General features: G+C 65.9%; 22 protein-coding genes. 13 read left to right on the forward strand and 9 right to left on the reverse strand.

Annotated elements, in window-relative coordinates; genetic code table 11:
* Positions 1-231: 231 nt before the first annotated feature.
* The 3 genes from AC1D1F_RS22645 to AC1D1F_RS22655 are packed head-to-tail and all read right to left on the reverse strand — an operon-like array spanning position 232 to position 2,283.
* On the reverse strand, positions 232-1,194 hold the full coding sequence (locus AC1D1F_RS22645; RefSeq protein WP_477677480.1) for an ROK family protein: 963 nt from the start codon (positions 1,192-1,194) through the stop codon (positions 232-234).
* Positions 1,195-1,210: 16 nt separating this feature from the next.
* Positions 1,211-1,405 (reverse strand): DUF2905 domain-containing protein, encoded by a 195-nt coding sequence (locus AC1D1F_RS22650; protein WP_436156073.1) that lies wholly within the window; start codon positions 1,403-1,405, stop codon positions 1,211-1,213.
* Positions 1,402-2,283 carry an AraC family transcriptional regulator gene (locus tag AC1D1F_RS22655; RefSeq protein ID WP_477677479.1) on the reverse strand — a complete coding sequence of 294 codons (882 nt, stop codon included), beginning with the start codon at positions 2,281-2,283 and terminating at the stop codon, positions 1,402-1,404. Before AC1D1F_RS22655 ends, AC1D1F_RS22650 begins: the two co-directional genes overlap by 4 nt.
* A gap of 113 nt (positions 2,284-2,396) precedes the next feature.
* Here AC1D1F_RS22655 and AC1D1F_RS22660 point away from each other — a divergent pair, with 113 nt between their 5' ends.
* Positions 2,397-3,824 carry an MFS transporter gene (locus AC1D1F_RS22660; RefSeq protein WP_477677478.1) on the forward strand — a complete coding sequence of 476 codons (1,428 nt, stop codon included), beginning with the start codon at positions 2,397-2,399 and terminating at the stop codon, positions 3,822-3,824.
* 23 nt (positions 3,825-3,847) lie between these two features.
* Here AC1D1F_RS22660 and AC1D1F_RS22665 read toward each other — a convergent pair whose 3' ends face one another.
* Entirely contained in the window at positions 3,848-4,954 is a 1,107-nt protein-coding gene (locus AC1D1F_RS22665; RefSeq protein WP_477677477.1) for a class I SAM-dependent methyltransferase, read from the reverse strand.
* 84 nt (positions 4,955-5,038) lie between these two features.
* On the opposite strand from AC1D1F_RS22665, the gene AC1D1F_RS22670 reads away from it, so the two are divergent.
* The 6 genes from AC1D1F_RS22670 (at position 5,039) to AC1D1F_RS22695 (ending at position 10,047) form a co-directional block, all read left to right on the forward strand.
* Positions 5,039-5,827, forward strand: coding sequence for an SDR family oxidoreductase (locus tag AC1D1F_RS22670; RefSeq protein ID WP_477677476.1), 789 nt, complete (start codon positions 5,039-5,041; stop codon positions 5,825-5,827).
* Between the two features lie 53 nt (positions 5,828-5,880).
* On the forward strand, positions 5,881-6,252 hold the full coding sequence (locus tag AC1D1F_RS22675) for a dihydroneopterin aldolase (RefSeq protein ID WP_477654964.1): 372 nt from the start codon (positions 5,881-5,883) through the stop codon (positions 6,250-6,252).
* Between the two features lie 103 nt (positions 6,253-6,355).
* Positions 6,356-7,306: a tRNA 2-thiocytidine(32) synthetase TtcA gene (gene ttcA, locus AC1D1F_RS22680; protein WP_477700847.1), complete on the forward strand. Its 951-nt coding sequence runs from the start codon at positions 6,356-6,358 to the stop codon at positions 7,304-7,306.
* 36 nt (positions 7,307-7,342) lie between these two features.
* Complete coding sequence (locus AC1D1F_RS22685; RefSeq protein ID WP_477677474.1) at positions 7,343-7,966, forward strand: DUF4136 domain-containing protein; 624 nt, start codon at positions 7,343-7,345, stop codon at positions 7,964-7,966.
* A 195-nt stretch (positions 7,967-8,161) separates the two neighbouring features.
* A complete protein-coding gene (locus AC1D1F_RS22690; protein ID WP_477677473.1) occupies positions 8,162-8,839 on the forward strand; it encodes a histidine phosphatase family protein in 678 nt (225 codons plus the stop codon).
* Positions 8,840-8,865: 26 nt separating this feature from the next.
* Positions 8,866-10,047: a DSD1 family PLP-dependent enzyme gene (locus AC1D1F_RS22695; RefSeq protein WP_477682865.1), complete on the forward strand. Its 1,182-nt coding sequence runs from the start codon at positions 8,866-8,868 to the stop codon at positions 10,045-10,047.
* A 15-nt stretch (positions 10,048-10,062) separates the two neighbouring features.
* Here the strand turns inward: AC1D1F_RS22695 and AC1D1F_RS22700 are convergent, their stop codons facing one another.
* Genes AC1D1F_RS22700 through ruvA form a run of 5 tightly spaced genes read right to left on the reverse strand, consistent with a single transcriptional unit; the run spans position 10,063 to position 13,864 of the window.
* Entirely contained in the window at positions 10,063-10,533 is a 471-nt protein-coding gene (locus AC1D1F_RS22700; RefSeq protein WP_477696925.1) for an energy transducer TonB family protein, read from the reverse strand.
* A 44-nt stretch (positions 10,534-10,577) separates the two neighbouring features.
* A complete protein-coding gene (locus AC1D1F_RS22705; protein ID WP_477696926.1) occupies positions 10,578-11,405 on the reverse strand; it encodes a hypothetical protein in 828 nt (275 codons plus the stop codon).
* 2 nt (positions 11,406-11,407) lie between these two features.
* On the reverse strand, positions 11,408-12,475 hold the full coding sequence (ruvB, locus tag AC1D1F_RS22710) for a Holliday junction branch migration DNA helicase RuvB (protein WP_436156084.1): 1,068 nt from the start codon (positions 12,473-12,475) through the stop codon (positions 11,408-11,410).
* 10 nt (positions 12,476-12,485) lie between these two features.
* Positions 12,486-13,295 (reverse strand): lysozyme inhibitor LprI family protein, encoded by an 810-nt coding sequence (locus tag AC1D1F_RS22715; RefSeq protein WP_477696927.1) that lies wholly within the window; start codon positions 13,293-13,295, stop codon positions 12,486-12,488.
* The gene (gene ruvA, locus AC1D1F_RS22720; protein ID WP_007867616.1) at positions 13,292-13,864 is read right to left on the reverse strand and encodes a Holliday junction branch migration protein RuvA; all 573 of its coding nucleotides are present in this window, start codon (positions 13,862-13,864) and stop codon (positions 13,292-13,294) included. The genes AC1D1F_RS22715 and ruvA overlap by 4 nt, the downstream gene beginning before the upstream one ends.
* Before the next feature lie 154 nt (positions 13,865-14,018).
* Here ruvA and AC1D1F_RS22725 point away from each other — a divergent pair, with 154 nt between their 5' ends.
* Genes AC1D1F_RS22725 through AC1D1F_RS22750 form a run of 6 tightly spaced genes read left to right on the forward strand, consistent with a single transcriptional unit; the run spans position 14,019 to position 19,834 of the window.
* Positions 14,019-14,657: a CDP-alcohol phosphatidyltransferase family protein gene (locus AC1D1F_RS22725; protein ID WP_477678811.1), complete on the forward strand. Its 639-nt coding sequence runs from the start codon at positions 14,019-14,021 to the stop codon at positions 14,655-14,657.
* Complete coding sequence (locus tag AC1D1F_RS22730) at positions 14,658-16,418, forward strand: bifunctional alpha/beta hydrolase/class I SAM-dependent methyltransferase (protein ID WP_477678810.1); 1,761 nt, start codon at positions 14,658-14,660, stop codon at positions 16,416-16,418.
* On the forward strand, positions 16,415-17,740 hold the full coding sequence (locus tag AC1D1F_RS22735) for a phosphatase PAP2/dual specificity phosphatase family protein (protein WP_477696928.1): 1,326 nt from the start codon (positions 16,415-16,417) through the stop codon (positions 17,738-17,740). Before AC1D1F_RS22730 ends, AC1D1F_RS22735 begins: the two co-directional genes overlap by 4 nt.
* Positions 17,737-18,171, forward strand: coding sequence for a hypothetical protein (locus AC1D1F_RS22740; RefSeq protein ID WP_477678808.1), 435 nt, complete (start codon positions 17,737-17,739; stop codon positions 18,169-18,171). Before AC1D1F_RS22735 ends, AC1D1F_RS22740 begins: the two co-directional genes overlap by 4 nt.
* 32 nt (positions 18,172-18,203) lie before the next feature.
* Complete coding sequence (locus AC1D1F_RS22745) at positions 18,204-18,884, forward strand: lysophospholipid acyltransferase family protein (RefSeq protein WP_477682856.1); 681 nt, start codon at positions 18,204-18,206, stop codon at positions 18,882-18,884.
* Positions 18,881-19,834 (forward strand): phosphatidate cytidylyltransferase, encoded by a 954-nt coding sequence (locus AC1D1F_RS22750; protein WP_477682855.1) that lies wholly within the window; start codon positions 18,881-18,883, stop codon positions 19,832-19,834. The genes AC1D1F_RS22745 and AC1D1F_RS22750 overlap by 4 nt, the downstream gene beginning before the upstream one ends.
* The last annotated feature ends 12 nt before the right edge of the window (positions 19,835-19,846 follow it).

Raw genomic sequence — 19,846 nt, forward strand, 5'->3', positions numbered from 1 at the left:
CAGGGCCGGCGTTGTCTGAGCGAAGCGAGTTTAGCCGGACCCCGCTTGGCTCGAGCACCGCAGGTTGCCCGTAGCGAAGCGCAGGGACCCAGACTGCGGGTCGCCTTTTCTTTGGTGACTTTCTTTTGGCGAAGCAAAAGAAAGTTACTTGCTGCCGGGCAACCCCCGGCCAGCAAAACTTAGAAGAGAGAACAGAGGGAGCGCGGACAGCCGGCGCAAGACCCGGCAACCTCAACTTACTAACGCCAAAGCCCCAAAATCCCCAACCCGCTCTCCGAGCCCAGCCGGCACCAGCTCAAACTCATCCGTCAACGCGGGCAGCTTGCCATGGATCTGCGCACTCAGGCGCGGCAGCAGGTAGTCACGGTGGTTCCAGAACACGCCGCCGCCCAGGCTGATGCGTTCCAGGTCCAGGGTGGCGACCATGTTGTAGAGGCCGCGGCCCAGCACGCGGCACAGTTCGTCGACGATGGCCTGCGCGGCTGCGTCGCCGGCTTGCGCGGCGGCGAACAGCGCGGAGGCGCCGGGATAGCCCGCGCCGGCAAAGCGCCGTGCGATTGCGTTGCCGGCGACCACGCCTTCAAGGTCGCCCATGTTGCCGCAGCCGCACAGGGCGTCGCTCTGGTCGCTGACAAAAGTGTGGCCCGCGTGGCCGGCGTTGCCGTGTTTGCCGCGCAGGATGCGGCCGTCCACGCACAGGCCGAAGCCGATGCCGGTGCTCCAGGTTACATAGGCGCAGTGGCTGTACCCCTGCAGCGCGCCCCAGCGGCGCTCGGCCTGCAGGGCGCCGATGCCGTCGTTTTCGAGGCGAAGTTTTTCGGCAAAACGGCTGCGCAGCGGCGCTTCCAGCGGCACGCTGACCCAGTCGTTGGGCAGGCCGCGCGCCGGGCCGGCCAAGCCGCCGCAGATATTGGGATTGGAAACCTCCAGCATGCCGTCCGCCACCACAAAAGGGCCGCAGGACGATACGCCGACGGCCGTGATGTCCTGCTGACGGACGCCGGCGGCCTCGCAAGCCTGGTCCAGCATGCGCAGCACCTGGCGCGCGACGGTGTCGGGTGGGCCGGCTTTTTCGGTGGGCTCCACGCGGCGGGACTGCAGGGCCAGCGAGGCCTGGGCCAGGCTGATGTCCTGCGCGGCTTCTATCAGGCTGACCGCGATCTTGGTGCCTCCCAGGTCGACGCAGGCTTTCATGGTGGGCAGTGCTTCCTTAAAGAATTTTGGCGACCAGGCTGGCGATAAAGCTCAGCAGGATGGTGGTGGTGAGCGGGATGAACCATTCTCGCCCGAACAGGCGAAAACGCAGGTCGCCGGGCAGCTTGCCGAAACCCAGCTTCTGCAGCAGCGGGCTGAACCAGCTGATGAGCACCAGGGCCAGGAAGATGACGATGAACCAGCGGATCATGGGGCCAGTTTAGAGCCTTCGGTGCGGCGGTGGGCAAAGTAGCGGGCCGGCGACTCGCCAAAGCAGCGCCGGAACATCGCGATGAAATTGCTGGGCGTGGAATACCCCAGCGCGTCGGCCACGGTTGCGACGGCTTCGCCCCGGGCCAGCCGCTCAAGCGCATGCACCAGCCTGGCCTGCTGGCGCCATTGGGCAAAGCTGATGCCGGCCTCCGCCAAAAACAGGCGGCTGAGCGTGCGCGACGACAAACCGGCCCACTGCGCCCACTGCGCCAAGGTGCGCGCGTCCTGAGGGCCGGCCAGGATGGCCCGGGCAATGCGCAGCAGGCGTCGGTCGGATGGCATCGGCAAGTGAAGCGGCTCGTGCGGCGCGCGGGCCATCTCGTCCAGCAGCACGGCAATCATGCGCTCCTGCCCGGGTTGGAGCTCTTCCTCCCAGGTCCAGGTGACGGCGCGTTGCACCAGTGCGCGCATCACTTCGCTGACCCCGATAACACAGGGAACGGCAGGCAGGCCGCGGCTGGCGTCGGGCGTGACCACCATATTCCAGCCGCGCATCACTCCGCTGATGCTGGCCATATGGGGCTCGCCGGGCGGGATCCAGCCGGCCCGGTGCGGCGGCAACAGCCAGGAACCGTGCCGGGTACGCACATGCACCAGCCCGTTGTCGATGCAGAAGATCTGGCCGCGCACATGGCTGTGCCAACCGGTCTCGCGCGTGCCCAGCTGGAACATGCTGTCCGGCCTGTCTTCGCCCCAGACCGCGAACAGCGCGGGACCGTCGCTGCGCTCGCTGAATTCACGCAGCGCCCGGTTGGGCGTTTCCGTGTCCTGGGACGTGGCGGCAGAGGAAGCAGCGGTGGCGAAAGAGGCAGGCATGGCTCAAATTCATTGTTTTTAGTCTAAACAACGTTACCAGACTTTCTCGCGGTGCTTTGACACTGGTTTGCCCGGCGCATGGCGCCGCTTCATCCAAGTCCAGAGGAATAACCGTGTCCACTTCCCGCACCCCCGCTGCCACCCCGCCGCCGCCCCTCGTCCGCCCGCAACATCCACAGTGGGTGGTGATCGCCCTGGCTTGCCTGGCCTCCTTTATGGTGGTCATGGACGGCTCCATCGTGAACGTAGCCTTGCCCGCCATGCAGCGCGACCTGCAGCTGTCACTCATCGCCCAGCAATGGGTGGTCGATGCCTACCTGCTGAGCTTCGGCGGCTGCATGCTGCTGGCTGCCCGCGCCGGCGACCTCTACGGTCGCAGGCCCGTCCTGCAAGCAGGGCTGGCGCTGTTCACCCTGGCCAGCCTGGCCGGCGGGCTGGCCGCCAACGGCACGCTGATGCTGGTGGCCCGCGCCGTGCAAGGCCTGGGCGCTTCGGTGCTGGCCACTTCGTCGATGGCGCTGGTCATGGCCGCAACGCACCACGACAAACAGGCGCGGGCCAGCGCCCTGTCGCTGTGGGCCGCGCTGAATTCGGCGGCCTTTGCCTTTGGTGTGGTCGCAGGCGGCTTGCTGACGGACGGCGCGGGCTGGCGCTGGGTCATGTTCGTCAATGTGCCGGTGGGGCTGGCATTGATGGCCGGTGTCGCAAGCAGCTTGCTGGCCCCGCCCATCCGCGCGCAGCGCCCACCGCTGGACATCCCGGGCGCAGTCACCGCCACCCTGGGCTGCAGCGCGCTGATTTACGGCATCACGCAATCCATGGGCCAGGGCTGGGGCTCGCCGGACGCCGCAGGCGCCCTGGCGGCCTCAGTGGTGCTGATGGGCCTTTTTTTTGCCATCGAAGCGCGCAGCGCCCATCCGCTGGTGCGGTTGTCAATCTTCCACCTGCCCAATCTTCGTGCCGGCAACCTGTTGATGTTGTGCCTGGGCGCCACACTTACAGCCTCGATCTACCTGATCTCCACCGTGCTGCAACAGGTCGCCGGCTACACCGCGCACGACACGGGCCTGGCCATGCTGCCCATGGGCATCGTGCTGGCCGCAGCGCGGCTGGTGTTCTCGCGCAACATGGCCAGGGGCGAAGGCCGGCTGCTGCCGTTCTGGGGGTCACTGCTTGCCGCTGCGGGGCTGGCCTGGCTGGGCATCCTGCCGCTGCAGGCTGACTACCTGACGCAAGTGTTGGGTCCCACGCTCTTGGCGGGTTTTGGTTTGGGAATGGTGATCTTGTCGGCCACGCATGCCGTCACCGGCGGTGTGCCGGCGCAAGATGCGGGCATGGCCTCCGGCATTGCCAACACCGCGCGCCAACTGGGCGGCGCGATGGGCGTGGCCGTGCTGGCGACCCTGGCCCACGCAATGGCCGGGGACCTCGCGCTGCCCGGCGCTCTGCTCCGCGGCTACCATGCGGCATTTTTCGCCGCGGCGGCGATCTGCCTGCTTTGCGGCTTGATCTCGCTGACGCTGCGCCGGCCAAATGCCTAGGGCGGTGCAACCGAAACTGCAAACTACAAGGTGTGCATGCGGTCGCCGGCGGCAAAGCCGACAGGCTCCCACACCGGGCCGCCTTTGGCGCCAAAAGCGATGACCTTGAAGAGCTCCCCCATCTCGTGCTCGGCGACCAGTTTTTGCACCATGACGCGCTGCTCCAGCGGCGCATCTTCCATGCCGTCGACCAGGCCGCAGTTGAGCAAAAACCGCCCCTGGCTGGTATAGCCCAGCACCTCCAGCCCGGCCTCCTGGCCGGCCAGCGCGATGCCGGTGAAGTTGACGTGCGCGGTGATGTCCTTGCTGCCCACGTCGGCCAGCGCGTCGGCGTCCGCCAGGTGGCCGCGGTGGCACATCACGGTGCCCATGCTGCGTTGCGGATGGTAGTACTCATGCTCGGGAAAGCCGTAGTCGAGCAGAAAGACCGCGCCGGCCTCCAGCCGGTCGGCCAGTGTGGCGACAAAAGCTTCGGCCTGGGGATGGATTTCGGTAAGGTAGTCGTGTGCCCCTTCCACGTCGAAAGGCGGCAGCAATTCCGTGCGCTGGTCGGCGTAGAGGAAACCATCCTTATGCACCACCACGCCACGTTCGTGCCAGGTGTTTTGCAGGCGCGCCAGCAGCTTGACCGGCATGGCGTCCAGCACCTCGTTGCCCAGCACCACGCCGTGCATCCTGGGCGGCAGCGCCGTCGCCCACTGCACCTTGTCGCCGTAGGCGGCCAGCCGTTCGCGCTGGCGCGCCTGCAGGCTGCCTGACAAATCCACGATGGTGTAGCGCTCCAGCCGCGGCCCCAGCGCCTCCAGCACCTGCTGCGCCAGCGCGCCCGAGCCCGCGCCGAACTCCCAGATTTCGGCCGTGCCGGTGGCTTCCAGGGCCTGGGCCGCCTGGCGCGCCAGGGCCTGGCCGAAACGCGGCGACAGCTCGGGTGCGGTGACAAAATCGCTGCCGGTGCCCGGCATCAGGCCGAATTTGCGCGAATCGTTCGCGTAGTAGCCCAGGCCCGGGGTGTAGAGGGCCAGCGCCATGAACTGGTCAAAACCCAGCCAGCCGCCGGCGGCCTCAATGGCCTTGGCGATGTGGGCGGCGAGGCTGGTCGTTAAAATAGGGGTATCGGTCGTCGGGGTCATGGGTCACCACCCGCCATTGTCGGCGATCCCCACGGCCTCCTCATCCCGCGCCCCGCCACCCTTTTTGAGCCTCGACGCCCGCCCATGAACCCTGTTCCGTCTTCTCCCCCCGTGGTCCTCGTGACCGGCGCCTCGCGGCGGCTGGGGCGCGAGATCGCCTTGGCGCTGGCAGCCGGCGGCTGGCAGGTGGCGGTGCACTACCGCGACTCCGAAGCCGAGGCGACAGCCACCGTCGCCGACTGCGCCAGGCTGGCCGGCGCCTCGGCCGCTTTCCAGGCGGACCTGGGCGACGAGGCTGCGGTGCGCGGCCTGCTGCCGGCCGTGGCCGCGCGCATGGGGCGGGTCGATGCGGTGGTCAACAACGCCTCCACCTTTGAGCAGGACAGCGCCGCCAGTTTCGGCTTCGCAGCCCTGGACAAGCACCTGCACAGCAATACCGGCGCCGCCGTGCTGCTGGCGCAGGCGCTGCACACCCACATCGCGGCACGCGGCGCGCAAGGCGCTGAAGGCGCCCAGGGCGCCGTGGTCAACCTGCTGGACCAGAAGCTCTGGAACCAGAATCCCGATTTTTTCAGCTACACCCTCTCCAAAGCCGCGCTGGAAGCGGCCGGCACCATGCTGGCGCTGGCGCTCGCGCCCCTGGTGCGGGTGGTGGGCGTGGCGCCCGGCCTCACGCTGACCAGCCATTTGCTGAGCGACGCGCAGTTCGAGGCCAGGCACAAGCTGTCGCCGCTGGGCCGCTCCTCCACGCCCGCCGACGTCGCGGCCGCGGTCAAATTCGCGCTGGAAAACCGCTCCATCACCGGCACCACGCTGCTGGTGGACGGCGGCCAGCACCTGATGAAGTTCGAACGTGATTTTTCGCTGATGTGAACCGGCGGAACCGGCTGACACACCACCCCACCCCATCCACCAAGACTGGCGCCATGTACAACACCCGGGGCACCCAAATCCTGAACCTGACCGGCTTGCGTTTTGACGCCAACCTGGGCATCCTGGACCACGAAAAAACGGCGCCGCAGCCCATCCAGGTCGATGCCGAACTGAACCTGGGCACACAGCCGCTGCTGCCTCATGACGACGATATCCACCATGTGCTGGACTACCGCAAGGTGCGCCAGATCATCATCAGCGAATGCACGGCCGAACACAGCAACTTGCTGGAGAGCCTGATCGGCAAGCTGGCGCATCGCCTGATGCGGCTGCCGGGCGTGCTGGGCGTGCGCGTGAAGATCGCGAAACTTGAAATTTTTGACGACTGCGAAGTGGCCATTCGCGTCGAGACGGGACAGTGGTGAACGATATGGGAGCGAACGATATGAGCGACGCGCAGAACCGCTTCAAGCAGCGAAGGCCCCCTCGGGGGGCAGCGCAGCGTATTTCGCAAGCGTGGGGGCATATATGAATGCAGTCTGGGAAGAAGCGGTGGCCGGGTACGAGCAGCAGGAAAGCTCCGCGCGCGTGCAGAACAGCATGAAGATAGAGCGCGAGGACCACAAACTCGAAAAACGCTTGTGCCGCGAAGTCGGCCGCGCCATCGTCGACTTCAACATGATTGAAGAGGGCGACAAGGTCATGGTCTGCGTCTCGGGCGGCAAGGACAGCTACGCCATGCTCGACATCCTGCTCAAGCTGCAAAAACGCGCGCCCATCAACTTCGAACTGGTGGCCGTCAACCTCGACCAGAAGCAGCCCGGTTTTCCCGAGCACATCCTGCCCGATTACCTGGGCAAGCTGGGCGTGCCCTTCCACATCGAAAACCAGGACACCTACAGCATCGTCAAGCGCGTGATCCCCGAAGGCAAGACGCTGTGCTCGCTGTGCTCGCGCCTGCGCCGCGGCATCCTGTACCGCGTGGCCGGCGAACTCGGCTGCACCAAGGTCGCGCTGGGCCACCACCGCGACGACATGTTGCAGACCTTTTTCCTCAACATGTTCTTCGCGGCCAAACTCAAGGGCATGCCGCCCAAGCTGGTCAGCGACGACGGCAAGAACGTGGTGATACGTCCCATGGCCTACGTCACCGAAAAAGACCTGACGCGCTGGGCCCAGGTGCGCGAATTTCCCATCATTCCGTGCACGCTGTGCGGCAGCCAGGAGAACCTGCAGCGCAAGCAGGTCGGCAACATGCTGCGCGAGTGGGAGAAAAAATTCCCCGGCCGGCTCGAGAACATGTTCGCCTCGCTGCAGAACATCGTGCCCTCGCACCTGATGGACAACAAGCGCCACGACTTCAAGGGCATCAAGGCCACCGGTGTAGCCGACGCCGACGGCGACAAGGCTTTTGACGCCGAGGAATTCCGCGAGCCGGCGCTACCGGGACTGTCCGTCGTGGGCATCACTTCGCGCTGAGGGCGCTTTCCCTCAACACCTGACCCTGGAGGCCTTATGAAACGCGCATTCGCAGTGATTCTTTCCATCGCCGCCATGGCTTTGCTGATGACGGGCTGCTCCACCGTGCGCGTGGTCGACAGCGATGTCACCGCCTTCTACAACTGGAACGGCCCGCCTCCCGCGCCAGCCACGCCTTATCGTTTTGAGCGCCTGCCCTCGCAGCAGGCCGCGGGCAGCTCGCAGGATCATGTGGAAGGCCTGGCGCGCACCGCGCTGGCCAAAGTGGGGATGGAGCTCAACCCGCCCGCCGCGCGGTATAGCGTGCAAATAGTGGCCAACACCCAGATCGTCGACCGCGGGCCTTATGGCTACAGCCCCTACGGCGGCTTTGGCTTTGGAACCGGCGTGTTTGTGGGCGGCGGTAGCCGCGGCACCTCGGTCGGCCTGTCGTTTCCGATTGGCGGCGGGATTGCCGAGCCGCCTTATTTCAAGCGCGACCTGAGCATCGTGATGCGCGACCTGCGGACCAACCAGGTCACTTTTGAGACGCGGGCCCTGCACGACGGCGTTTGGGGTGACACGCTAGCCGTGCTGCCCGCCATGCTGGACTCGGCCCTGCGCGGCTTTCCGCAACCACCACCAGGCACGCGCCGAATCAATGTAGAGATTCCTCGGTAAATGTGGCCCCCACGCTTTTCACTTTGTGTAATGCGCTGCCCCCCGAGGGGGCGCTGCGCCTGCGGCCCGGCAAAGCCGGTTCCGCGGCCCCTGCTGACATGAGTTGCGGTGATGCCACGCTCACCCGACTATGCGAAGGCCGCGACCCCCGGCACGAATTGCTGCGCTACGCGTTTCTTGAGAAACTGATCGCCCATGACTGAACCCACTCGTATCATCGCCATTCGCCATGGCGAAACCACCTGGAACGTGGACACCCGCATCCAGGGCCACCTTGACATCCCGCTTAACGAAACCGGCCGCAAGCAGGCCGAGCGCATGGCGCTGGCGCTGGCCGACGAGCCCATCAGCGCCATCTATGCAAGCGACCTGACCCGCGCCTGGGAAACCGCGCAGTACCTGGCCCGCATCCAGGGCATGGAGGTGACGCGCGAGGAAGGCCTGCGTGAGCGCGGCTTCGGCGACTTTGAGGGCAAAACCTTTGCCGAGATCGCGGCCCTGCTGCCCGACCAGTCCATGCGCTGGCGCAAGCGCGACCCCGAATTCGCGCCCGCCGGCGGCGAATCCCTGATCGCCCTGCGCAGCCGCGTGGTCGCCACAGCTGAGCGCCTGGCGGCTGCCCACCCGGGCGAGTTGATCGCGATGGTCGGCCACGGCGGCGTGATGGACGTGCTTTACCGCGCCGCGACGCGGCTGGACATCCAGGCGCCGCGCACCTGGGAACTCGGCAATGCGGCCATCAACCGCCTCCTTTGGACACCCGGAGGCTTTACGCTCGTCGGCTGGGCTGACACCCAACACCTGGACGATGGCACACTGGACGACAGTGCATTTCCCGGCGGCGGATCCCGCGACCCGCTGAGCGCACAATAAAGACCCGAAGAGATACGACGCACCTCATGAGCACCTTGCCCACCCGCCTGGCCGAGTTGATCGGCAAGCCGGTCAACGACATCGACACACCTGCCCTGGTCATCGACATGGACGCGATGAAACGCAACCTCGCGCGCATGGCCGAGTTCGCCAAAAAGCACAACATCCGCTGGCGCCCGCATGCCAAGCTGCACAAAAGCGCCACGCTGGCCAAGATGCAGGTGCGCGCCGGCGCAGTCGGCGTCTGCGTGCAGAAGACCTCCGAAGCCGAAATCATGGTGGCCGGCGGCGTCACTGACGTCTACATCAGCAATGAGGTCATCGCCCCCGCCAAGCTGGCGCGCGTGGCCGCGCTCGCGCAGAAACTCGCGGCCCAGGGCGGCCGGCTCGCCATCGCGGTCGACAGCACCGAAGGCGTGATCCGCCTGGCTCAGGCCATGACCGAAGCGCGCAGCGCCACCGGCGTGGCCACCGTGATCGACGTGTTCGTCGAAATCGACGTGGGCCAGGGGCGCTGCGGGGTCGAGCCCGGCGCCGCCGCCGTCACGCTGGTGCTGGAAATCCGCAAACACCCGGCCCTGCGCTTTGCCGGCCTGCAGGCCTACCACGGCAAGGCCCAGCACATGCGCAGCGGGCAGGAAAGGCGCGAGGCCATCGCCAAGGCCGTGGAGGCCGTGGTGCTCACGCGCAAGCTGGTCGAGGCCCAGGGCATCACGGTGGACCTGGTCACCGGCGCCGGCACCGGCAGCCTGATGCTGGAAGCGGCCAGCGGGGTTTACGGCGAGCTGCAGGCCGGCTCCTTCATGTTCATGGACGCCGACTACGCGAAAAACGAGCGCGACGCGGCCCAGCCGCAGTTCGAGCACGCGCTCTTCATCAAGACCCAGGTCATCAGCACGCACGGCGGCCACGCGGTCTGCGACGCCGGCCACAAAAGCCATGCGATCGACTCCGGCCTGCCGCTGGTGCATGCCTTCGACGCCGAAAGCGAGCTTGAGTATTTCAACGGCGGCGACGAGCACGGCATCCTGCGGCCGGCCGGTGATAGCACGCGCCTGCCCGGCCTGGGCCGCATGCTGTGGCTGATCCCGGGGCACTGCGACCCGACCGTGAACCTGCACGACGTGATGATCGCCGTGACGGGCGGCCTGCGCAGCGGCACCGTGCAGCGCATCTTCCGGGTCGATGCGCGCGGCGCGCTGACCTGAGTTGCGGGCTTACTTCTAGAAGTTCACGCCGTAGACGGCATACATCGCCGAGGCCGCGCCATTGATGCGCCCACCGCGGTACTCGGCCTCGCGCGCCGACTGCAGCACCGCCTCGTTGAGCTCGGCGTGCGTGGACGACAGCACGCGCGCGTCAAGCAGCTTGCCCTCGGCGTCCAGCAGCGCAATCACCACGACACGGCCGTGCAGGCCTTGCGCGCGCCAGGCTTGCAGCGCGCCCAGCGCACCCGGCTTGCGCACGCGCGCGATGGAAATCTTCTGCCCCATGCCGTCGCCGTCCTGCATCTTCGGCGCCTGCGGGTGGTCGGCGTAGAGCTTGCTCATCTGCTTGAACAGCTCGGGGAATTCCGGCAGGCTGGAAGTGGCCGCCAGCGGCACGGCCGGGTTGGGTGTGCGCGGTGTGGGCGGAGTGCCGGTGGCCGCGCAACCGGCCAGCATGCAGGCCAGGCCCAGGAGGGCGGCAGGCATACGATCCGCAAGCCTCGGGAAAAGCCGGAAGTAAAACCGTGGCGTCATGATCTCGCGGCCAAGGCTTCGACGTCATGCTCGTGGATGACCAGGGATATGGACACCATGAGCACCCCATAGGCCAGGCAGGCAAGCGCCCCCAGCCAGGACAGAAAATTCCAGGCGTTGTAGTGGCCCGGGTTGGTTTTCAGCTCCTTGGCATAGTCCGGTGACGCGCCGGGCAGGCCACGTGCCGCGCTGTAGTCAAGCGCGGCATCGCCCAGGAAATAAAACCCCATGATGCAAGTGGCCACGCCAAAGAAAAACATAAACGCCCTTCGCCACTCGATTTTGAGGAAGAAAAGTGCCAGCACAAAGCTTGCGCCGCCCGCGAAAAAAAACTTTCCCGTCACCTTGGGCGATCCCAGCGGCAGCAGTTGTTGCCATATCCAGGGCAGAGGCGCGAACAGCCATTCTGACGTGGGTGCCAGCCCGCTCCATCGAAGTCTGGAAAGGGGACCGCCTGACACTTCCGCCAGGGCGAGGACACACACGCAGGTGGCCACGGCAACGTAGCAGATGTAGCGAAACGTCGTGCACGCAGCCGGCGAGGCACTCGACCAATGGCGCTGCACCAGGTGCGTGGCCCATCCCAGCGCCAGAAGCGTGGTCCCGGCCGCACCGAGCCACGCGGCCGTTCCCTGCAGCATGGCGAAGCCCTCCAGCACAAACAAAGGCAGGTAGCCGAACACCACACCGCTCAGCGCATAGGCCAGCAGGATCGCCACCGTCACGCCCAGCACCGTTGAGTTGAAGAAGCGCTGTTCAGCGCTGGATGTTGTCCAGGCCGCCTTCGGGTCTGCCGCCGTCGACAAGGCCACCCACTGCCCCATATTCAGGCGTTGAACATGTCGTTGCCGCTGGCCGGCGGCGCCACGCCCAGATGGCGGTAGGCGGCCAGCGTGGCGATGCGCCCGCGCGGCGTGCGCTGCAGATAGCCCTGCTGGATCAGGTAGGGCTCGATCACATCCTCGATCGTGTCGCGTTCCTCGCCGATGCTGGCGGCGATGTTGTCCAGACCCACCGGCCCACCGTCGAATCTGTGGATGACAGCCTCCAGCAGTTTTCTGTCCATCACGTCAAAGCCCTGCGGATCCACGTCCAGCATGGCCAGCGCCTTGTTGGCGATGTCCAGCGAGATGTGGCCGCTGCCCTTGACGTCGGCATAGTCGCGCACGCGGCGCAGCAGGCGGTTGGCGATGCGCGGCGTGCCGCGCGAGCGGCGGGCGATCTCAAAGCCGCCTTCCTCGTCCATGGGCGCGTTGAGCAGCTTGGCGCTGCGCCTGACGATGCGCGCGAGTTCGTCGGGGGTGTAGAACTCCAGCCGCGCGACGATGCCGAAGCGGTCGCGCAGCGGGTTGGTCAGCATGCCGGCGCGCGTGGTGGCGCCCACCAGGGTGAAGGGCTGCAGGTCGAGCTTGATGCTTCGCGCCGCCGGGCCTTCGCCGATCATGATGTCGATCTGGTAGTCCTCGAGCGCGGGATAGAGGATTTCCTCCACCACCGGGCTCAGGCGGTGGATTTCGTCAATGAACAGGACGTCGTTCTTTTCGAGGTTGGTGAGCAGCGCCGCCAGGTCCTTGGGTTTTTCGAGCACCGGGCCCGAGGTCTGCCGCAGGTTCACGCCGAGTTCGTGCGCGATGATGTGGGACAGCGTGGTCTTGCCCAGGCCGGGCGGGCCGAACAGCAGCACGTGGTCCAGCGCCTCGTTGCGCTTTTTGGCCGCGCCTATGAAAATTTCGAGCTGGTCGCGCACCTTGGTCTGGCCCACGTACTCGTCAAACAGCTTGGGACGCAGCGCGCGTTCGATGGCCTCCTCGCCGGGCGAGGCCGGCGCGGCCGACATCACGCGTTTGGCGGGCGGAAAGTCGCCGGAAGAGAAATCGTCGGTTTGAATGCTCATGGTTTTAAATTTAGCAAGAGCCCCTCTTGTCAACTTTTCGACTCAACGCATTGCACAAGGCTTTAACTCTTTGCTGATACTTCTCTCGAATGCAGGAGACATTGGACCTGCATTGGTTTCTGCTCAACAGCCATTTAGCATGGGTCGACCTGGCCTCGCCTGGAATGTCTTCTCCCGCCCCATATTTCTCATACCAAAGTTCAGCCACCTTGAAATCAAGCTCCGACAAGTTCCAATCCAGGCATATGGATTTTTCAACGAGCGTAGATGCTTTTCGGCAATCGAAGGATGGCGAGAACGGCTTTCCTTTGCGCGACTCTATCGAAACTGAATTGATATCCTCGGGATGGCTGCAAACCGTACTGCAATCGGGACCAATTTCCAGCGTATACGCCGCATTTCGGGTGTCAAGTGGCGCCGTTGCCTTGACCAGTATTTGACATACTTTTCCCTGGCTGGCTTTTGCGCTTTCTTCTTCAATCGGGGATACAACGATCGCCGAGCCTTTCTGGACTCCCATGCCAGTAAAGCCACACTCCAAGAGCCGCGCCCAAGACCGCGAATAGTCCGTGTAATTCAAGGACACGCCGTAGGTTTGGTCGCTAAATTTTCGAATTAACAATTCATTGATCGCAGGCTGTTGGCAAGGTTGTTCGTGCTCCGCCTCAGGCGGGGAAGTGAATCCACCAAGAAGAACCTGGCAGGGCGCAATTTCACGAAGAAGGACTCCATCAGGCAATTGGGCAAAGGCCCCGGCTCCCGGAAAAAACAAACTCGCCGTCAACAATACTGGACCAAGAAGAGGCAAAAAGCTCTTCATTTCGCCAATGCCTTCAGCGCCAGCTTGATGCCGTCGCTCACGCCTATGTCCTTTGGCAGGGCCTTGAGCGCCAGCGCGGCGTCGCGGTCGCTATAGCCCAGCGCCACCAGCGCCTGCAGGATGTCGGACTGGGCGTCGTTGGCCACGCTGACCTGCACGCCGATGTCGGCGCCCAGCTTGCCCTTCAATTCGAGCAGCAGGCGCTCGGCGGTTTTTTTGCCGATGCCGGGCACCTTGATGATGCGGCCGGCCTCCTGCTGGGTCACTGCTTGCGAGAGCTCTTCGACACTCATGCCGCTTAGCACGCTGAGCGCGGTGCGCGGGCCGACGCCGGAAATCTTGATCAGTTGGCGGAAGGCGGCGCGCTCGGTGGCGCTGCCGAAGCCGTAGAGGATTTGCGCGTCTTCGCGCACCACAAAATGCGTCAGCAGGCTGACTTTTTCGCCCAGGCCGGGCAGGTTGTAGAAGGTGCTCATGGGCACCAGCACCTCGTAGCCGACGCCGTTACAGTCCACCAGGATTTCCGGGGGATTTTTTTCGGCCAGTTGGCCGGAGAGTCTTCCAATCATGGGCAAATCTTATCAGTCGCGCCTGTTTCCACACCAGACGACGATCCACCGCCAGGGAAGCGCCGGGAGGCTTGCGGATCCGGCCGGAATTCCAGAGTTCCCGTGAAAACGCAGTCATCTATAGAATCCGGCGAAAGAGGGGGAGTCAAAAGAAATGTCGATCTATCGATTGAAGCCGCGTTTTCAGGCCCTGCTCAGGCCCCTGGTGAGGTGGCTGCACGCCCTGGGCGTGACCGCCAACCAGGTCACGCTGGCCGCTTGCGTGATTTCAACGACCCTGGGGCTCTGGCTTTTCTTCGCGCAGCCTTCACCGCTTGCTTTCGGCCTGATTGCCCTGTGGATGCTCGTGCGCATGGGCTTCAATGCCATCGACGGCATGCTGGCGCGCGAGCACGGCCAGCAAAGCCCCCTGGGCGCCTTTCTCAACGAACTGACCGACGTTGTGTCGGATGCCGCGCTTTACCTCCCCTTTGCCCTGGTGGCGCCTTTCAGCCCCTTCTGGCTTGGCACTGTGATCGTGCTGGCCGGCCTCAGCGAATTCGCGGGCGCGCTCGGGCCCACCATAGGCGCATCGCGCCGCTACGACGGCCCGCTCGGAAAAAGCGACCGGGCTTTTGTGTTCGGCGCGCTGGCGCTTTATGTCGCATCGGGTTGGCCCCTGCCGGCATGGACCGCCTGGCTGATGCCGCTGCTTGCCGCCCTCATCGCCTGGACCATTGCCAACCGGACACGCCTGGCCGTGGCTGAGGCAAAAACTCTTGCGACCCATGCCAACAACAACCCCAAGGATTGAATGAGCACTTCCCGCACCCCCGACGAACACCACTTCAGCACGCATGACGGGCAGTCCCTGTTTTACCGGCACTGGCCCGCCACGCAAGGCCCGAGGCGCGGCGCCGTCGTGCTGTTCCATCGCGGCCACGAACATGGCGCGCGCATGGCACACCTGGTGGATGAGCTCAACCTTCCGGAGTTCGACTTTTTCGCCTGGGATGCGCGCGGCCACGGCCGCTCACCGGGCCAGCGCGGCTACAGCCCCAGCTTCGCGACCTCGGTGCGCGACGTGCAGACCTTTGTCGACCACATCGGCAGCGCGCACGGCGTGCCGGAGCGCGACATCCATGTCATCGCGCAAAGCGTGGGAGCGGTACTGATCGCGACCTGGGCGCACGACTATGCGCCCAGGGTTCGCGGCCTGACGCTGGCCTCACCGGCTTTCAAGGTCAAGCTCTACGTGCCTTTCGCGCGCGCCGGGCTGGCATTGATGCACAAGCTGCGCGGCCTGTTTTTCGTCAACAGCTATGTCAAGGCGAAGTTCCTCACGCACGACCCCGCGCGCATCGCGAGCTACGAAAGCGACCCGCTGATCTCGCGCCCCATCGCGGTCAACATCCTGCTGGACCTGTACACGGCGGCCGACCGCATCGTGGCGGACGCCAATGCCATCACCCAGCCGGTGCAGTTGCTTATCTCCGGCGCCGACTGGGTGGTGCACCACAAACCCCAGCACCGCTTCTTCGAGCGCCTGGGCAGCGCCGTGAAAACCAAGACCGAGCTGCCCGGGTTTTTTCACGACACGCTGGGCGAGAGGGACCGCGCGCCGGCGGTGCTGGGCATACGCAGCTTCATCCTGGAGCGCTTTGACGCCCCCACGCCGCCCGTCGACCTGCGCGAGGCCCACCTGCGCGGCGAAACGGCCGATGAATCACGCGCGCTGGCCGAGCCGCTGTCACCCCTGTCGCCGCGTGGCGCCTACTGGGCCCTGACCCGCGGCAGCCTGCGCCTGGGGGGCCTGCTTTCGCGCGGCGTCAAGCTGGGCCATGACACGGGTTTTGATTCCGGCAGCACGCTGGACTATGTTTACCGCAACAAGCCCGAAGGCGCGGGCCCTCTGGGCCGGAACATCGACAAGACCTACCTCAATTCGATAGGCTGGCGCGGCATACGCCAGCGCAAGATCCATGTCGAGGAACTGCTGCGCGAGGCCATGGAGCGCCTGGCCGCGCAGCACCGCGACGTGCGGCTGATGGACATCGCCGCAGGCCACGGCCGCTACGTGCTTGACGCCGCGCTGTCCAGCCCGGTGAAGCCGGCCTCCATCCTGCTGCGCGACTACAGCGACATCAACGTGCGCGACGGCAGCGCGCTGATCGCCGAAAAAGGGCTCGCCGGCGTTGCGCAATTCGTGCAGGCCGACGCCTTCGACCGCACCAGCCTGGCGGGCGTCGTGCCGCGGCCCACGGTGGCCGTGGTATCGGGGCTTTACGAGCTGTTTCCCGACAACGCGATGGTGCGCCGCTCGCTCGCCGGTGTCGGCGACGCGGTGGAAGAAGGCGGCTACCTGGTTTACACAGGCCAGCCCTGGCATCCGCAGTTGGAGATGATCGCGCGGGCGCTCACCAGCCACCGCCAGGGCGAAGCCTGGGTCATGCGCCGCCGCACCCAGGCCGAAATGGACCAGTTGGTGGAAGAGGCGGGCTTTCGCAAGATCGCGCAGCGCATCGACGAATGGGGCATTTTCACGGTTTCCCTCGCGGTCCGCGTCGGCGCATGACACGCCGGTTCGCGCAACGTCCCTGGAAGCGCGCGGCCGCCTGGCTGGCGCTGCTGGGGCCGCTGTTTTACGCGGCCTACGGTTTCGCCAACTGGTGGGCCGCCTCGCGCGCGGCGGTGCCGACGCTTGCCTTCGACTGGGAGCGCTCGCTGCCGTTCTGGCCGTGGACCATCTTTCCCTACTGGACCATCAACGTCTTTTATGCCCTGTCGCTGTTCCTGGCGCGTGACCGCCACACATTGGACCGGCACGGCGCGCGGCTGTTGACCGCGACCTGCCTGGCGGTGGCCTGTTTTGTGTTGTGGCCGCTGCGCTTCAGTTTCGGCCAGCCGGAGGTCAGCGGCGCACCGGCCTTTCTGTTCAATGCCTTGCGCAGTTTCGACCAGCCCTTTAACCAGGCCCCGTCGCTGCACATCGCGCTGGCGGTGATCCTGTGGGACTGGTACCGCCGTTTCGTCACCGCTGCCTGGGCGCGCACCGTGTTGCACCTGTGGGCCTTCGCGATCTGCGCGTCGGTGCTCACGACCTGGCAGCACCACTTCATCGACATTCCGACCGGCGCGCTGCTGGGGCTGGTCTGCGTGTGGCTGTGGCCGCTTGAGCGGGTGGTGTCGCTGCCGCGGGGCTGGCGCCTGGCGCGCGACGCGCGGCGCTGGAAGCTGGCTGGGCTCTACGCCCTGGGGGCGATTGCTTTTCTTGCCGCGGCGTTCGCCTTGGGCGGCCTGGGGCTTTGGCTGGCCTGGCCGGCTGCATCGCTGGCGCTGGTGGCATTGAACTATGCGGGCTTGGGCGCGCGCGGCTTCCAGATGGACGGGCGCGGGCGCATGCGCTGGGCCGCACGCTGGTTGCTGGCGCCGTACCGGCTGGGCGCCGCAGTCAACGCGCGGCTGTGGACGCGCCGCCTGCCGGCATCGGTCGAGGTCGCGCCGGGCCTGCGGCTTGGGCGCATCCCGACGCTTGCCGAATGGGAGGCTGCGGGGCGGCCCCGCCTGGTCAGCCTCAGCGCGGAGTTGCAATTGCCGGCCGTCGAAGGCGCGCGCTGCGTACCTCTGCTGGACCTGGCCGTGCCGGCGCCGCTGGACTTGCAGCGCGCGGCCGGCGCGATAGAAGGCCAGCGCCGCGCCGGCAAGGCGGTATGGGTGTGTTGCGCCCTTGGTTTTTCGCGCAGTGCCGCTGTGGCCATCACCTGGCTGCGCCTGCACGGCGCGGCCGGCAGCCTGGTGCAGGCCGAAGGGCTGGTGCGCCAGGCGCGGCCGCAAATCGTGCTGGGCGCGGCGTGGCAGCAGGCGCTGGACCATGCCACCCGCCGGACGGCAGCATGAACGACATGGATCGCGCACTGTGTTCCGCCACGGCCAGGCTGCTGCAGGCCGCCCGCATAGTGGCCGCGTGGGGACTGGCCCTGAGTGTGGTGGCAATCGCCGTCCTGGCCCTCACCGGGCGCTCATTGCCCATGCTGTCCACGATGGGTTTTGCTGCGGTGGCGCTGGTCGGCGTGCTGGAGCGCTACCTCGCCTTCCGGCTGTATTTCGATGCCGGCCTGTTCAAGGACCTGGCCGGCGGCGCCATCGCGTCACTGGGCGACCTGGACAGCGCATTGCAGCGCCTGGGCCTGCGCCCGGCCAGCGGCCAGCCGCGCGCGCTCGAAGACCGCGTGGCGGGCGCGCGCCAGCTGTTGCAGCGCCATGGCGTTGCCGTGGCCTGCCAGAGTGGGCTGTTCCTGCTGGCGCTGCTGACCCAGGACCTGCGCTGAACGCGCATCACCCCCCAAAAGGAATTGTTTTCATGAGTAGATCCCCTCAAAGCGGTTTAGGCCTGGCGGCCGCCGCATCAGCCTGGCTGATCGTGCTGGCAGCGCGGTTGCTGACCGGCGTGCGCGCCATCTGGGCAGGCACGACGCCCAAGGCGGAGCAGACGCTTTATTTCGCCAACCACACCAGCCATGGCGATTTCGTGCTGCTGTGGGCCACGCTGCCGGCGGACCTGCGCGCCATCACGCGGCCGGTGGCGGGCCAGGATTACTGGGAAACTTCGGCACTGCGGCGCTTTATCGGCAATGACGTGTTCAATGCGCTGATGATCCGGCGCGACGGTGCCGGCGGCCAGGCCGGCTCCGACCCGGTCGGGCAGATGACCGAGGCGCTGCTCGCCGGGGATTCGCTCATCATGTTTCCCGAAGGCACGCGCAACACCGGCGACGAGGTGTTGCTGCCGCTTAAAAGCGGGCTCTACCACCTGGCGCGGGCTTGCCCGCAGGTGCGGCTGGTGCCGGTCTGGATAGAGAACCTCAAGCGCGTGCTGCCCAAGGGCACGCTGGTGCCCATTCCCCTGGCCTGCAGCGTGCGCTACGGCATACCCATGGCGCTGGCCGAGGGCGAAGACAAAAACACCTTCATCGCGCGTGCGCGCGCCGCCATGCTGGACCTGCGGCCGGAATACGACCGGGCGGAGGACACGACGCCATGAACCTTTCCCCCTCCACCCAAACCACGCTGATGCTTTTCGGCGGTGTCTTCGGCGTGCTGCTGCTGGCCTCCAGCATAGGCGCACTGCTCAAGTGGCGCATCGCGCGCGGCGAGCCGCATTCGGTGATCGACAACCTTAACTCCCGCGTCAATGCCTGGTGGGTGATGATAGGCGTCATCGGCCTGTCCTTTGCCTGCGGCAGGAGCGGCGTGATCGTGCTGTTCTACCTGATCTCCTTTTACGCGCTGCGCGAATTCATGAGCCTGGCCTACACGCGGCGCGGCGACCACGTTGCGATCGCGGTGGCGTTCTTCATCGCGCTGCCGGTGCAGTATTTCCTGATCTGGATCGACTGGTACGGGCTGTATTCCATCTTCATCCCGGTCTATGCCTTCCTGGTGCTGCCCATACTCGCGGCGGTGGGCGGCGACACCAAGCGCTTTCTGGAGCGCACCTCCAAAGTGCAATGGGGCCTGATGATCTGCGTGTTCTGCATCAGCCACGTGCCGGCGCTGCTCACGCTGCAAATCCCCGGCTTTGAGGGACGCAACCTGCTCCTGATCGCCTTCCTGGTGATCGTGGTGCAGGGCAGCGATGTGCTGCAGTATGTCTGGGGCAAACTTTTCGGCAAGCGCAAGGTGGCGCCCGAATTGTCACCTTCCAAAACCTGGGAAGGCCTGGTCGGGGGCGTGGCCAGCGCCACCGCGCTGGGCGCGGCGCTTTACTGGGCGACGCCCTTTAACCCCTGGCAGGCGGCGCTGATGGCGCTCACCGTCTGCATGATGGGATTTTTCGGCGGCCTGGTGATGTCGGCCATCAAACGCGACCGCGGCGTGAAGGACTGGGGCACCATGATAGAAGGCCACGGCGGCATGCTGGACAGGCTGGACTCGGTGGTGTTCGCCGCGCCCATTTACTTCCACGCGCTGCGCTATTGGTGGGTTCCGTAACGAGCACCGCCC

It is taken from the genome of Polaromonas sp. P1_H6 (genome assembly GCF_056405195.1).

Coding starts and splice junctions, on each gene's coding strand:
- AC1D1F_RS22750 (WP_477682855.1), top strand. CDS start 18,881: ATGAACCTTTCCCCCTCCACCCAAACCACGCTGATGCTTTTCGGCGGT.
- AC1D1F_RS22685 (WP_477677474.1), top strand. CDS start 7,343: ATGAAACGCGCATTCGCAGTGATTCTTTCCATCGCCGCCATGGCTTTG.
- AC1D1F_RS22675 (WP_477654964.1), top strand. CDS start 5,881: ATGTACAACACCCGGGGCACCCAAATCCTGAACCTGACCGGCTTGCGT.
- AC1D1F_RS22670 (WP_477677476.1), top strand. CDS start 5,039: ATGAACCCTGTTCCGTCTTCTCCCCCCGTGGTCCTCGTGACCGGCGCC.
- AC1D1F_RS22690 (WP_477677473.1), top strand. CDS start 8,162: ATGACTGAACCCACTCGTATCATCGCCATTCGCCATGGCGAAACCACC.
- AC1D1F_RS22665 (WP_477677477.1), bottom strand. CDS start 4,954: ATGACCCCGACGACCGATACCCCTATTTTAACGACCAGCCTCGCCGCC.
- AC1D1F_RS22725 (WP_477678811.1), top strand. CDS start 14,019: ATGTCGATCTATCGATTGAAGCCGCGTTTTCAGGCCCTGCTCAGGCCC.
- AC1D1F_RS22645 (WP_477677480.1), bottom strand. CDS start 1,194: ATGAAAGCCTGCGTCGACCTGGGAGGCACCAAGATCGCGGTCAGCCTG.
- AC1D1F_RS22650 (WP_436156073.1), bottom strand. CDS start 1,405: ATGATCCGCTGGTTCATCGTCATCTTCCTGGCCCTGGTGCTCATCAGC.
- AC1D1F_RS22745 (WP_477682856.1), top strand. CDS start 18,204: ATGAGTAGATCCCCTCAAAGCGGTTTAGGCCTGGCGGCCGCCGCATCA.
- AC1D1F_RS22655 (WP_477677479.1), bottom strand. CDS start 2,283: ATGCCTGCCTCTTTCGCCACCGCTGCTTCCTCTGCCGCCACGTCCCAG.
- ruvA (WP_007867616.1), bottom strand. CDS start 13,864: ATGATTGGAAGACTCTCCGGCCAACTGGCCGAAAAAAATCCCCCGGAA.
- ttcA (WP_477700847.1), top strand. CDS start 6,356: ATGAATGCAGTCTGGGAAGAAGCGGTGGCCGGGTACGAGCAGCAGGAA.
- AC1D1F_RS22740 (WP_477678808.1), top strand. CDS start 17,737: ATGAACGACATGGATCGCGCACTGTGTTCCGCCACGGCCAGGCTGCTG.
- AC1D1F_RS22735 (WP_477696928.1), top strand. CDS start 16,415: ATGACACGCCGGTTCGCGCAACGTCCCTGGAAGCGCGCGGCCGCCTGG.
- ruvB (WP_436156084.1), bottom strand. CDS start 12,475: ATGAGCATTCAAACCGACGATTTCTCTTCCGGCGACTTTCCGCCCGCC.
- AC1D1F_RS22730 (WP_477678810.1), top strand. CDS start 14,658: ATGAGCACTTCCCGCACCCCCGACGAACACCACTTCAGCACGCATGAC.
- AC1D1F_RS22695 (WP_477682865.1), top strand. CDS start 8,866: ATGAGCACCTTGCCCACCCGCCTGGCCGAGTTGATCGGCAAGCCGGTC.
- AC1D1F_RS22715 (WP_477696927.1), bottom strand. CDS start 13,295: ATGAAGAGCTTTTTGCCTCTTCTTGGTCCAGTATTGTTGACGGCGAGT.
- AC1D1F_RS22700 (WP_477696925.1), bottom strand. CDS start 10,533: ATGCCTGCCGCCCTCCTGGGCCTGGCCTGCATGCTGGCCGGTTGCGCG.
- AC1D1F_RS22705 (WP_477696926.1), bottom strand. CDS start 11,405: ATGGGGCAGTGGGTGGCCTTGTCGACGGCGGCAGACCCGAAGGCGGCC.